This window comes from Streptomyces sp. NPDC057474 (genome assembly GCF_042802555.1).
In the GTDB taxonomy this organism is placed as follows: domain Bacteria; phylum Actinomycetota; class Actinomycetes; order Streptomycetales; family Streptomycetaceae; genus Streptomyces.
Genome location: NZ_JBHVDX010000103.1, coordinates 19,444 through 32,273 on the forward strand (window position 1 = coordinate 19,444; position 12,830 = coordinate 32,273).

The 12,830-nt window shown below is 71.6% G+C and carries 10 protein-coding genes; 8 read left to right on the forward strand and 2 right to left on the reverse strand.

The annotated features are described in order from the left end of the window. Nucleotides 1–3: 3 nt before the first annotated feature. From ACFU53_RS26205 to ACFU53_RS26225, 5 genes are all read left to right on the forward strand, one after another. Nucleotides 4–4,359 (forward strand): hypothetical protein, encoded by a 4,356-nt coding sequence (locus tag ACFU53_RS26205; protein WP_383997110.1) that lies wholly within the window; start codon nucleotides 4–6, stop codon nucleotides 4,357–4,359. Nucleotides 4,360–4,399: 40 nt separating this feature from the next. Then, nucleotides 4,400–4,840, forward strand: coding sequence for a hypothetical protein (locus ACFU53_RS26210; protein ID WP_383997113.1), 441 nt, complete (start codon nucleotides 4,400–4,402; stop codon nucleotides 4,838–4,840). A gap of 169 nt (nucleotides 4,841–5,009) precedes the next feature. After that, complete coding sequence (locus ACFU53_RS26215) at nucleotides 5,010–5,468, forward strand: hypothetical protein (RefSeq protein ID WP_383997116.1); 459 nt, start codon at nucleotides 5,010–5,012, stop codon at nucleotides 5,466–5,468. Beyond that, complete coding sequence (locus ACFU53_RS26220; protein WP_383997119.1) at nucleotides 5,465–8,089, forward strand: Hsp70 family protein; 2,625 nt, start codon at nucleotides 5,465–5,467, stop codon at nucleotides 8,087–8,089. The genes ACFU53_RS26215 and ACFU53_RS26220 overlap by 4 nt, the downstream gene beginning before the upstream one ends. Continuing rightward, nucleotides 8,089–8,547, forward strand: coding sequence for a tetratricopeptide repeat protein (locus ACFU53_RS26225; RefSeq protein ID WP_383997122.1), 459 nt, complete (start codon nucleotides 8,089–8,091; stop codon nucleotides 8,545–8,547). The genes ACFU53_RS26220 and ACFU53_RS26225 overlap by 1 nt, the downstream gene beginning before the upstream one ends. Here ACFU53_RS26225 and ACFU53_RS26230 read toward each other — a convergent pair. Together ACFU53_RS26230 and ACFU53_RS26235 are read right to left on the reverse strand one after the other, a co-directional pair. Next, nucleotides 8,519–10,642: a CHAT domain-containing protein gene (locus ACFU53_RS26230; protein ID WP_383997124.1), complete on the reverse strand. Its 2,124-nt coding sequence runs from the start codon at nucleotides 10,640–10,642 to the stop codon at nucleotides 8,519–8,521. The genes ACFU53_RS26225 and ACFU53_RS26230 overlap by 29 nt on opposite strands. Then, nucleotides 10,639–11,058 carry a hypothetical protein gene (locus ACFU53_RS26235; protein WP_383997127.1) on the reverse strand — a complete coding sequence of 140 codons (420 nt, stop codon included), beginning with the start codon at nucleotides 11,056–11,058 and terminating at the stop codon, nucleotides 10,639–10,641. The genes ACFU53_RS26230 and ACFU53_RS26235 overlap by 4 nt, the downstream gene beginning before the upstream one ends. A gap of 331 nt (nucleotides 11,059–11,389) precedes the next feature. Here ACFU53_RS26235 and ACFU53_RS26240 point away from each other — a divergent pair, with 331 nt between their 5' ends. From ACFU53_RS26240 to ACFU53_RS26250, 3 genes are all read left to right on the forward strand, one after another. Then, a complete protein-coding gene (locus ACFU53_RS26240) occupies nucleotides 11,390–11,545 on the forward strand; it encodes a hypothetical protein (protein WP_383997130.1) in 156 nt (51 codons plus the stop codon). Further along, nucleotides 11,542–12,327 (forward strand): MBL fold metallo-hydrolase, encoded by a 786-nt coding sequence (locus ACFU53_RS26245; protein WP_383997133.1) that lies wholly within the window; start codon nucleotides 11,542–11,544, stop codon nucleotides 12,325–12,327. The genes ACFU53_RS26240 and ACFU53_RS26245 overlap by 4 nt, the downstream gene beginning before the upstream one ends. A 181-nt stretch (nucleotides 12,328–12,508) precedes the next feature. Then, nucleotides 12,509–12,655 carry a hypothetical protein gene (locus tag ACFU53_RS26250; protein WP_383997136.1) on the forward strand — a complete coding sequence of 49 codons (147 nt, stop codon included), beginning with the start codon at nucleotides 12,509–12,511 and terminating at the stop codon, nucleotides 12,653–12,655. The last annotated feature ends 175 nt before the right edge of the window (nucleotides 12,656–12,830 follow it).

Consider the following 12,830-nt stretch of genomic DNA (forward strand, 5'->3'; position numbering starts at 1 on the left):
GGCATGAGTCCGCCCTCGTCCTTCGGTGACTTCTTCTCGTCCTCGGGGCGGCTGCGCAGACAGTGGTCGGCGGCCCTCCAGGACCCCGATCCGCACAGCGGTCTGGCGAAGCTGCGCAGGATCTGTGTACAGGTGGAGAAGCGCCCCGAAGTGGCCGTTCCGTTCTGGATCGACTTCGTACGGTCCATGGCCGGACCGCCGTACCGGCCGCTGCTCACCGAGACCGACTTCGAAACGCTGGAGAGTCTCTGCGGGCGTGTGGCGGAGTCCGGTGGCCTCCCCCTCGACCAGGCGGTACGGCCGCTGGCCGCGGCACACCACGGGCGCGGCGAGGAGTTACCGGCCTGCGAACTGTTGACCCGGCTGTACTGGGCGGAGTCGCTCCAGGACACGGTCAGGGCCTCGCTGGCGGACGAGTTGGCCCGGTCCGGCCGACGGGACGCCCCCCGGATCGAGGTCTACGCGGACCTGCTGGGCCGGGCCGGGCCACACCCTCCGGCGGTCCTGGCACTCGCCGCCGATGTGCTGCGGGTGGACCTCTCCTCGGACCAGGAACAGCTGCGGCTGGCGGCCTCGCTTGCGGCGGCCGGACTGCCGGGTGCGGACCGCGCGGCCGGACTCCATGACCTGCTGGTCACCGGGGAACTCGATCCGGCCCGGGACCGTTTCCTCGCGGCCCTCGCGGCGGGTCCCCACGACGAGACCTCGCTCCTGGGTCTCCTGGTCACGTACATACGGGCCGATCAGGCCTTCGACATCCCAGGATGGGCGATCGACGCGGCCCGCGGAGCCGCGCCCGATGTCGCCGCGACGGCCGAACTCGGCGAGGTGCTGGCCTGGTTCGAAGAGGACACCGATCGGCCGCCCCCGGCCTCCGCCGCCCGGCTGGCCACACTCACCCCACCCCGCCAGGCGGGCCCCTGGCTCGACTACGCCCGTGGTCGCCTGCTCCTGCTGGACGGTGACGCCGCGCGGGCCCGCGATCTCCTCGTACCCCTCGCACAGGGCGACGCCTCTGGTCCCCAGTGGCGATATCACGCCGCCTGGTCGCAGTTCCTGACCGACGACCGCGCCGGCCTCTGGCTCCTCATCGGCAAGATGACCCGGGACCCGGACGACTGGGCGCTGGCCTGCCTTCTGCTGGACGCCGAGCCGCACGCCGTGACCAGCACCGACGCCGAACACGCGGCGGCGGCCGTCCCGCCCGGCTACGAGCGGTTCGCCCAGGTCCGCCGCGACCTGGCCGCGGGCAGACGGCCGCCCGACGCCCCGGACCGGGCCGCACCCGGGCTGCCCGCGGAGGGCCGCGGCGCACCGAAGCGGCTGGAGGCGTTGCGTACGGCCCTGGGCGCGGCGTACGGCCGGGGAGCAGGGGTCACGGACATGGCCGCACTGCTGACGACGCCGCTGTACCGGCGGCTGCCGCGAGCCGACCGGTTGCTGTGGTCGGGGCTGCTGGCACTGCGCCGGGAGCCGGAGGAGGGGCGACGGCTGCTCGAGGCGGCCCGCGCGCTCGGGCACGGGCGGGCGGCGCTGGTGCTTGCGGCACACCATCTGGAGGAGCTCCGTCCGGCCAGGGCCGGGCGGCTGCTCGCCGGGCTGAGCGGCGCGAAGGCGGAGTTGCTGAGCGTGTGGGCCGAGGCGGTCGCAGGCGCGGCGGACGAGGTGGTCGAGGAAGGGCTGGGGCGGCTGACTGCCAATCGGCTGCCCCAGGTGCCGTATGCGCTCGGCGCGATCCGGCTGCACCGGATCGCCGGGGAGGGCAGCACGCTGGATCCCGAGGACGCCCCTTACCACGCGCGGCAGGCGGCCGGGGACCTCGGCAGAGCCCTCGCCGGGCCGGACGCCGTACCTCCGGACGCCGCCGTACTGTTGCGGGCCGCCAGGACGGTCGCCCACGCCACCGCCGTCGCGTCGGGCGACGGGCCGACCGCGCTGTCGCCCTCGGTACGGCAGCACCCCTGGGCGGAATGGGTCCTGGGTCTGGCGCGGCTGGCCGAGGACCCGGAAGCCGCCGACCCGGAACTGTGCAGGCGGCTGGTCGCCATGGTCGAAGAGGCGGACGAGCCGTCCCCCCGGGCCGTGACCGCGCTGGCCGCCGCGCTCACCGGGGCGGGCATGCTCAGCAAGGCCCCGTACCGCCGGGACGCCCTCGCGCGGCTGGTGCGTTCACTGGCGGAGCGGCACGCACTGCCGGAGGTGCACGCGCTGGCCGGTCTGGTCATGGCCGCCGCGCTGGCACTGCCGGATCCCGGACGCCCGTCGGTCCTGGAGGTGCGGCCTTCCGGCGAGGTGCAGCCGGTGCTGGCGCTGGCCGCCGCCGTGGGCGAGCTCTCGCGGGGCGACCGGGCCGCCGCCGTACGGCAGTTGCGGGCGGCACCGGCGGACAGCGGCCTGTGTGCCGTGCTCGCCGACGCCCTGGACGGCCGTCCGCCCTCGGCGCCCCCGCCGGACGGGGCCGGGGAGCAGGCCGCGCTGGTCCGGGTCGTCCACGCGGCGGGGCTCGTCGAGAGCGATCCGATGCGGTGCCTGGAGCTGCTCTCCGCGGCGGCGGCCGACTGCGATCTGACGACGGTCACCGATCTCGCCCGGTTGCTGCCCGCGTTGTTCGCCCACGCCGGGGACGGCAAATCGGGCGGCGGGCGGGCGGGCGGCGGCAAGCGCCGACCGGGCAGGGCCCAGCCACCGGCCGAACTGGCCGAGCTGGTCAAGCGGCTGGCGGACGAGGACCCGCCCCCGCTCGACGCGGCGGCTCTGGCCGACTGCGCAACCGCCGTCGGCGACTACGCGACGGCGGCGGAGCTGTGGGAGCGGGCCCTGCAGGAGGCGGAACAGGAGGGGCGCGACTCCGTTCACCTCCGCGCCCAGTACGTCCTGGTGCTCTGCCACCGAGCGGTGACCGCCCACCGGGCGGGTGACCCGTTGCAGAGCGCGCAGTTCCTGCACCGCTCCGCCGTCGTGTTGCCGTCGGCCGGACCCGCGATGAACCGCCTTCCCTCGCGCGGCAGAACCGAATCGATCGCCCGCGGTCTGGAACTCGACACATGCGTGCGCCGCCTGCTGGACCAGTTCTTCCCCGGCGCGGAGCACGAGCCCGTCCCCTGGGAGCGGCCCGGCCGTTACGCGGCCCTGGAGGAGGCGGTCGAGGACGACGCCGAGCTGGCCCGCGCCCTGAGAGCGGCCGACTCCAGGAGGGTCGAACGGCGCTGGGCGGACTGTCTGAGGGCGCGGGAGTACGACGTCCGGCTCCACCACACCCTGGCCCTGCTGTACCGGGGCATGGCGCTCGGCGGACCGGCACCCACCGCGCGGGCGGGCGGGCACCTCGCCCGCGCGAGCGTGCTGTGGGCCCTGTTGCTGGCCTCGGAGCGGTTCTGGGAGCAGCACGGCGAGGAGCCCGCCGGGCCCGAGGCGGAGACCCGGCTGCGCGGCACCGTGTGCCGGGAACTGTTCGGCATGCACCGCAGGCTCGGCGCCGAGGCCCTCCAGGCCGGGGAGCGGGACACCGCCCGGCTGCATCTGCGGGTGCTGGAGGCGGCCCGCAAGGGAGAGTCCGACGTCCTCGGACTGCTGCGTGAATTCGGCATCCCGTGGTCCCTGACGATCGACGCGCGGCGCTGGGCCGAGATCTCCGCGCTGGCCGGTGCGGTCACCGACGAGTGGTGCGCCGAGGTCGTCCTGACCGCGGAGAAGGCACTCAAGAACCCGACGGCCATCGCGGGACTGGGCCAGGGAATCGACCAGGACTACGAATCCGGCGTCAACGCGCTGAAACCACTGATCGGTCTCGGTGTTCCGCTGCCTCGTCTTCTGCAGACCGCGCTCGACTGGCACAACGAGCTGCAAATGTGCTTCTACCAGATGCAGCAGATCGACGAACTGCGGAAGGCGGCCGGAAAAGCCCGTGAGTTCGCCGACCAACTGGCCCCGTTCTGCACCCCTGGCAAGGGTCACCTCCCGGGCAACAAGGCGCTGTCCGTCCATTTCAAGTTCCGCGGACTGTTCGTGGCGCAGGGCAACCGTGCTGCCTCCGTCATGTACGAAGAGGCGCTGAAGTGGAATCCCGGCGACGACAACGCGGCCGATCTTCTGGCCACGGCCCTGTTCAGGGTCCAGATGGACCGTGCGGAGACCGCGCGGAACGCCAACGACCATCCGCGCATGCTGAGCGCGGCGGAGGAGGCGTACCAGCTGGCCACGGACGACAAAGAGCGTGCGCGGGCGCTGCTTTACCAAGGCATCAGTCATCTCCGTTCCGCGAAGCCGTCCGAAGCCTGTCCGTTGCTGGAACGCGCCGCGGAACTCGATCCCTCGTCCGAGGCCCGCTTGTTCCACGACCGCTACTGCACCCGGCCGTGAGGAAGGCGGAGATGAAAGCCAGCGGAGAACAAGGAGTCTTATGAAGCCGAATCCCTTCCATGTCCTCGGACTTCCCGTGTCGGCGGGCGACGAGGAGGTGGCGGAGCGCTTCCGGGAACTCTCCCTGACCGGAACGCAGGACGCGGGCGCGCTCGCCGAGTGGGCCAAGGACGAGTTGATGGGCCTGCCCGAGACGCGGGAACTGCACATGCTGCTGGAGGCACCGGGCGCGGACTACCGGGGCGATCGGTGGGAGGACTTCGCCAAGCGGTACGGGCGCCGTCCCGTCGCCTTCGACGCGGGGTCCGGGGCGGAGGCGCCACGGGCGGCGGACTTCGATCTCGCCGCCGTGGCCCAGCGGCTGCGGGACGGGATGCTGACGCCGCCGGACGTCGACATCCGGCCCGCCCTGGACGACCCGCCGGTGCCGCTGTTCCTGGAGCGGCCGCCGTTGGAGGTGCGCGATGTCCTCTTCGGCTGACTACCCTTCAACTGACGGCCCTTCAACCGACTCCACCCCGGCTGATTCCTCTTCGGCCGACTCCACTCCGGCCTACTCCACTTCGGCCTACTCCTCTTCGGCCGACTGGGACGAGTTCGAGCCGCGCCCGGTGCCGGAAGGTGCGGAGGGGCCGGGGGCGCCGGGCCCCGTGAGCCCGGGCCGAGAGATGGCCGCCCTGCTCCAGCGGTACTGGTCCGACCTGCAGGACGAGAGCAACAGGGTGCGGAAGGAGACGGCGGCGGCCCGCAAGGTCCTCATCGAACTGGCCGTCCACGTCGCGCGGTTGGACGGCCTGCTGGGGGAGGCGGCCGATCCGCTGGAGGCGGCGGGCGCCAAGTCGCTGGGCCGCCGTCTGCGCGTGGCCAGGAAGCAGGTGCTCGAACCGCTGCACGCGATGGACATCACCACGCAGGACCCCACCGGCAAGCCCTACGAGTCGGTCGCCGACGTCGTCGACATCGCCGGGTGGCGTTATGGGCCCGAGTTCACCGCCGAGGTGGTGGCGGAGACCGTCGAGCCGATCGTGCTCGACCGCGGCACGGTCGTACGGCTGGGACAAGTGATCATGGGCGCCCCGTCGAGCGCCGGAACAGAGGACGACGCATGACGCAGTACATGAGCAAGGCCGTCGGGATCGACCTGGGGACCACCAACAGCGCGGTGGCGGTGATGAATCCGACCGACACCGACATCGTGATCCACCGGGACACCATGAACGCCCGCACGACACCGAGCTGCGTGTGGCACAACCCCCGCAACGGCGAACTGGTCGTCGGGCGCAAGGCGTTCGCGCGGGTGGGCAGCGAGCCGGAGCCGGTCACCTCCGTCAAACGTCTCATGGGATCGCGCAGGACGGTGACGCTGGCGGGCGAGGAGCGCACCCCCGAGGCGATCTCGGCCGAGATCCTGCGGGAGATGAAGCGGCAGATCGAGCAGGACGTCGCGGAGTTCGACACCCCGGACGTACGCTGGGTCGTCGACCGCGCGGTGGTCACCGTACCGGCGTACTTCGACCAGCCGCAGATCGACGCCACCCGCAAGGCGGTGGTGAGCGCCGGGCTGCGGGTGGTGGACCTGCTGCACGAGCCGACCGCGGCCGCGAGCTACTACTGCTGGCGGACCGGGATCCGGGACGGTGTCTTCCTCGTCTACGACCTCGGCGGCGGCACCTTCGACGTGAGCGTGGTGCGCTGCAAGGCGGCCGACTTCAAGGTGCTCGGCATCAGCGGCAACACCATGCTCGGCGGGGACGACATCGACACCGAACTCGCCCACCATCTACAGCAGTTGATCCTCGACGACGACTGGGCCATGGACCTGGATCTGGAGGAGGACGCGGAGGACCGGCTGCGCTTCCGGCGGCTGAAGTCCCTCGCGGAGTCCGTGAAGAAGGGGCTGTCGAACCGTACGGAGTTCGCGCTCCACGACTCCGGAGGGCTGACCGACAAGGACGGGCAGCGGATCGTCATCGACACGGTGGTGGAGCGCGCGCAGTTGGAGAACATCGCCCGCCCCCTTCTGGAGCGCACCTTCCAGTACTGCGACGAGGCGCTCGACCAGGCGACCCAGGAGGCCGGGATCACCCTGGCCGACGTGGACCAGATCATCCTGGCCGGCGGGTCCACCCACCTGCCGCTGGTCCGGGAGATGGTGCGGAGCCGGTTCTGCTCGCCCGCCCCCGGCTCCCCCGACCCCGGTGCGCCGCGCGCCAAGTGCACCGAGCCGGTGTACGAGCAGGTGGACACCGTCGTCGCGCTGGGTGCCGCGGTGCGTGCCTCGGCGGTGGGCGGCCTGGACATCCTGAACGAGGAGCGGACGGTCCGGGTGAGCTTCCGCGGCACCGTGGTCACGGCCTCGGACCGTACCGTGGTCGGCGGGACGGTCGAGGCGCTCGACCCCGGCCTCGATCTCACCGACGGCTCCGTGCGGCTCACCACCGAGGAGTACGAGGACGAGGCACCGCTCAAGCCGGACGGCAGCTTCGCGTTCACCCGCATTCCCGTGGAACCTGACGCGCAGGGCCTGCTCACCGTCGAGGTGTTCGACGCCGACGGCGAGTTGCTGGCGACCGTCGGACGCGCGGTGGTCCACGACCGCGTCGCCGCGGCCAAGCCCGGGGGCAGCACGACCAGCCCGGCCATCAACGCCAAGCCGATCCTGCTGGAGGTGACCCGTGAGGGGCGGACGCAGCGCGACGTGCTGATCCCCGCGCTGCGGCCGCTGCCGTTCAAGGACCGCTACGACTTCAGCCACCCAGGTGACACCACCACCGTGGAGTTCCGGCTCTTCCAACAGGCCCGCCAGATCCAGGTCATCAAGGTGCCGGTGCCGTCCTCGACCCCGAGGGGCACGGTCATCGACCTCGATGTGGAGATGGACGTGCACGCGCTCATCACCGTGCGCGGATCCATCGGCGACCACCCGTTCGAGGCTGTCGTCGAGGTGCCGCCGGAGGCCGGGCTGCCGAGCAGCGCGGAGGTGGCCGAACTGCTGCGCCGCTTCGAGCAGGATGTCGAGTTCCTGCCTGCGGGCGAGCGGAACGTGAAGCAGGTCCAGATGGACATGGCGAAGGATGCCTTCCTGACGGCCGCCGATCGGAGCGAGACAGCGATCGCTTGCCATGAGTTCGAGCAGATGCAGGCGATCGCCGACTCCGTCCGCAAGCACCACACCGGGGATCTGCAGCCGCCCAGGGCGGACTTCGAGAAGCTCGTCAAGGACTGCACCGAACTCAACCGGTACGTGACCATGGTCAGCGCCGAGACCGAGACCCCGCACGACGAACGGGAGATCGCACTGGCCATCGAGGCCCAGCGGGACCACGGCGAGGGGGCGTTGAGCGCCGGTGACCAGAGGTCGTACTCGGAGGTCATCACCCAGCTGCAGCACATCTTCGACCATCTGCGGACCGTGGCGTACCGGCAGCAGCGGAAGGAACAGCCGATCAGCGACACCGAGAAGGCGGTGGCACTGCTGCAGGCCGCCCAGGAGACCTTGGACGAGGTGCGAACGCTGTGCCAGGCATCCTCCACCGCCACACCCGCCCACCGCGCGGAGGTGGAGGACATCGGACAGCGACTCGCCGGCCTGCAGGCTCTCATCGCCCAGGACCCGCAGCAGGTCCAGCAGCAGGCCGCGCAGGAACGCCAGCGCCTGATCCGGCTGAAGAACATCTGCATGGGTTCGCTCGACGACTCGCGCGATCCCGCCATCCCCGAGGCCGGCTGATGACGGCCGCGACGACGAGCGTCCGCTGCCCGGTGGTCCTGTGCCGCCGCGAGAACGCGTACGGGGCGGAGGTCTGCGCAGGCTGCCGCACACCCCTGTCCGGCTATGCGCGGCTGCACGTCCACCCCGCCCATCTGTTCAACCGGGGGCTCGCCGCGGCGCGCGAGGGCAGCCTGGCCGCGGCGCGGGACTGCTTCGCCGCGGTGGTGCACTGGTGCCCCGGCGACACCGAGGCGCGCAACGCGCTGGCCCTGGCGGGCCTCGGCCTCGGCGACCACGACGAGGCCCGTCGGCAGTGGACGGAAGTGCTGGCCCGCAGACCGGGCGACCCGAAGGCGACCCGGGGGCTCGCCCGGCTCGCGGCGCCGGGCGGGACCGGTGACCCGGGCGGAACCGGTGGGCCCGATGAAGTCGACGAAGTCGATGAAGTCAGCGAGCCCGGCGCAGGGTCTGGATGAGGGGTTCGGGGTCGATCCCGAGCTTCCGTATCAGCTCATGCCCCGACGACTGCTCGTCCTCCAACAGGGCGAGCAGGATCGCGGCCTCGCCTACGTGACCGGACGGGGCACCCCCGGCGGCGGCGCGCAGACGGGCCTGGTCCAGTACGTCGTGGACCCGGGGGGACAGGTCACCGCGTCGGGGGGTGAGCAGCCCGGAGAGCCGCCGGAAGGCGCGCTCTCCGGCCGGTCCCTGCTCGTGCATGCCGCTGCGCAGCACTTCGCTGCCCATCGCGCCGAAGGCGAGCAGGAGCGTGTAGGTGCCGATGACCTCGCCGCGTGTCTTGGCCAGTAGGTTCGCCAGCCGCAGTATGCCCATGGCGCTGCGGCTCAGGTCGTTCATGGGCAGCCGCTCGTCGCCGTTCGACGTCACCGTGTCGAGAGCCGGAGTGTCCGGGACCGGGGATTCCCGCTCCGAGACGCCCGGGTCCGAGGTGCGCTGGTCATGGGTGTCCTGGCCAGAGGTGCCCTGGCCAGAGGTGCCCTGGCCAGAGGTTTCCTGGCCAGAGGTTTCCTGGTCCGGCGTGATCCGCGTGCTGTCCGGCAGCAGCCGGGACAACGGAACCCCGCACAGTTCCAGCAGCCGGGAGGAGATGCCGCCGCCCACGGCGACGAAGGCCGCCGCGATATCGGGGGTGGTGATGGTGCCTCTGCCGTCCGCGGCGGCACGGGTGGCCGCGTCCGCCAGCACGCGGTTGACGGTGTCGGACAGGACGGGGCCGCCCACCCTGCCGGAACCGCCGCCGTCCGTGGCGGAGCTGCGGCTGAGGACCTCGTGGATCACATGGTCGAGGGCTTCCATGGCGTCCGCCCCGATGCTCTCCTCGATCCGCTGCCGAATGTCCGCCTCACCGAGCAGCCCCTGCAGCAGGTCGACGGAGGCAACCCCGCTCCGGTCCGCGGCGGACGCGCGCACCCGCCGCATCAACTGCTGCGCGTCGGGGGCGAGAGCGATCGGCAGGTCGTCCTCGGGCCGTTCCCGCGGCTGAGGGCCCCCCGCCGTCGCGCCCTTGGTGATGCTCGCGGCCGGGTCGCCGTACAGGATGAAGGACGCCCAGGCGGCGTCCGCTCGTTCACGGAGCGCGGCGCGGGCCGCCCGGACCGCGGCACCGGCCGGCTCGCCCGCGAGCAGCCGTCCGTAGAACTCGGCGGCGAACCGCCAGGCTCCGTCGTCGGCCACGTCGGTGCGGGTGCCGACGACGGTCTTGGCACCCATCACCATGAACGACATGCAGATGTTGGCCACTTCGCCCTCACCGGCGGAGGCACACCCGTTGATGAAGGTCACCGGAGGCGCGCCGGTCGACGAGAGCGTCTGCAGGGCGACCTCGCTGAGCAGCTGCCGCTGGTGCATCAGCAGCGCGGTCGTGCCGGAACCGGTCACCACATGACCGCAGAAGTGGAAGAGATCGTACGGCGTCTCCTCCGAGGCCAGTTCGGCGACGACGTCGATCAGGGTGGCTTCCCGCCCCAGCATCACCTTGCATTCGATGCCACGGCTGCCCAGCCACTCCGCGACCTTGGCGACCTCTTCGCGGGCGGAGGGAAGGTCGCCGTTGGTGTCGCCCACGATGAGCGCGCGGCCGACCCGGCTGATGCTACGCCCGCCGAGTACGGGGCGTTTGCCCACCAGGCGGCGCCCGAGGTCGTGCTTGAGGCCGAGGAAGTCCTCGCCGTCGTGCAGCAGTTCCCATGGGACGTCCTGCTTGTTCGTACGCACCAGCACAGGGCCCGTCGAGGCACGCAGGCGGGTCACCAGCTCGGCCGCGTTGCCCTGTACCCGCGGGAACAGATGCTCGTAGAGCAGCTTGCCCCACTTCGCCAGCTCCTTGAGCAGACCGGGTCGCGGGTCCTGCCCCCAGGCGGCCGCCTCCGTCAGGGCGTCGTCGATCCGGTCGCGGTAGCCGCTCACCAGTGACCGGTCGACCTCGACCGTGTACTCCATCTCGAGTGGAGGACTGTCACGGCCGGTGCCGCCGGCCCGCAGTTCGTAGTCGTAACGATCGGTCAGTCGTTGTTCGGTGACCCGGACGTTCAGCGTGGCCGACTCGCTCATGAGGGGCTGTGCCGCCGGACGAACGCGTCGACGAGCCGCTCCTCGGCGGCGGTGGAGGGCTGGATGATCTCCACCTTGTCGTCCCCCATGATCACCGTGATCGAGGTGACACCGCCGGTCCCGTCCGTCCCGCCCGTCCTGTTCCCCGAAGGGGTGTTGCGCTCCTCGGACAGCCAGCCCCGGATCGTGTCGATGATCGCGACCAGGGCTCCGGCCGAGGTCACCGCCAGGGTGGCCACCTCGACGACACCGCCCGAGCGCCGTCCGGGCACGGGCCGTGCGGCGTAGACCGGTACGACCCGCGCTGCCCCGTCGTCAGTCAGTCTCCGGCCCAGAGCGGCGGGCGCGTCCGCTCCTACATCCCCGTTGAGAACCAGTTCGCATGCGAACCCCCCGTCGGGCTCCCGCTCCACCACGTACGACCTCCGTCTCCCCGGACGCCACAACCCTATGACGCACCGGCACTGTAGAGGAGCGTTTCGTTCGGAGCCGACGACAGCTCGTACGTCGTTTTCAAGCGGCGGGGCCGGCTCCGGATCAGGGCGAGGGCGGCGGGGATCGCGTAGGCGAGTCGGAGGTGGTTGGAGCCGGTCGGCGCGGGCGATCGGCATCCTGCGCACGAGGACCGACTCCTCGGCAGCGAGGTCCACTTCGGCGGCGGAGGCCAGTGCCGACCGGGTCGCGTACGTCGCCTTCGACGCCGCCGAGAACCTGGTCTGCCGGCGCGTTCGCTTCGACAGCCCGACCGTGCTCCAGCAGTTCGTCCAGTTCGTCGGCGGCCTGAATTCGCAGAACCCGAAGAACTGGATCCTGGCCGTACGCTGTCTGCGGGGCCTCCTGAAGGAGGCCGGGAGCGCGCCGCATCCTTCTCTCGTCAACACCCCGAAAGCGGTACTGCCGTGAAGGTCCACCACCTCAACTGCGGGACCATGCTCCCGCCCACCGACGCACTGGTCTGCCACGTCCTGCTCATCGAGGCGCCGAGCGGCCTGGTCCTGGTGGACTCCGGCTACGGCCTGCACGACATCGCCGATCCCGGACGCCGTTTGGGCCCGGTCCGCCACCTGGTCAGGCCCGTGCTCCAGGCAGAGGAGACGGCCGCCCGCCAGGTCGAGGCGCTCGGCTTCCACCGCGACGACGTCCGCCACATCGTCGTCACACACTTCGACGTGGACCACATCGGAGGGCTGTCCGACTTTCCCGGCGCCCAGGTACACACGACCGCGGCCGAGGCCCTCGGGTCCGTGATCTCCCCGTCCCGGCGGGAGCGCATGCGCTACCGGTCGGCCCAGTGGGCCCACGGCCCGAAGATCGTCGAGCACACCCCGGACGGAGAGGCATGGCGCGGGTTCGCCGCCGCCAAGGAACTCGACGTCATCGCCCCGGGGATCGTCCTCGTCTCCCTGCCAGGACACACGCGCGGCCACGCCTGCGTCGCGGTGGACACCGGAACCCGCTGGATCCTGCACGCCGGCGACTCCTTCTACCACCACGGAACGCTCGACGGTCATTCCCCCGTACCACGCGCCCTTCGCACCATGGAGAACCTGGTGGCGTACGACCTGAAGAAGGTACGCGCCAACCACGCCCGCCTGGCCGAGCTGCACCGGCGCGACGACGCCGACCTGGTCATCGTCAACGCGCACGACCCCGCCCTGTACGAGAGAGCGCGCGCCGGGGCGTAGGCGGTGCACCGCACGGGTGGCCCCGACGGCGTCTACGCGAAGTCGTAGGCGACGAAGGCGACGAAGGCGAGCAGAGGATCGTTCCGTTCTCGTCCAAGGCCTCGTAGCCGGCTCTTTCCTCTGCCTCGACCGGGAAGAACAGGACGTTGCCGCCTCGGTCCGGATCGACGACGATCTCGGCGTGGTTGACTCGGCGGCCCTCGTTGTCGCCGGCCGCGATGACGCGTTTCGCCTCGCGGAGGTCGGCCTCGGCGTCGCGGCCGGCTCCCACCGGGTCGAACAGGGCCTGCACAGGACGGCGTATCCGTCCACCGGCGCCGGTTCGTAGCCGCCGTACCCGTCGTCCCAGCCGGCGACGATCCGGGCGGGGTCAGCCAGCGGCAGGACGACCATGGCGACCCGGGCCACACGAGGATACGCAGCGGGCTGACGGCGTCGAGCGCCCTCGGCTTCCCGACACCTCGCGATGACACAGCGAAGCGGACAGCTGTCCGGTACAGGGA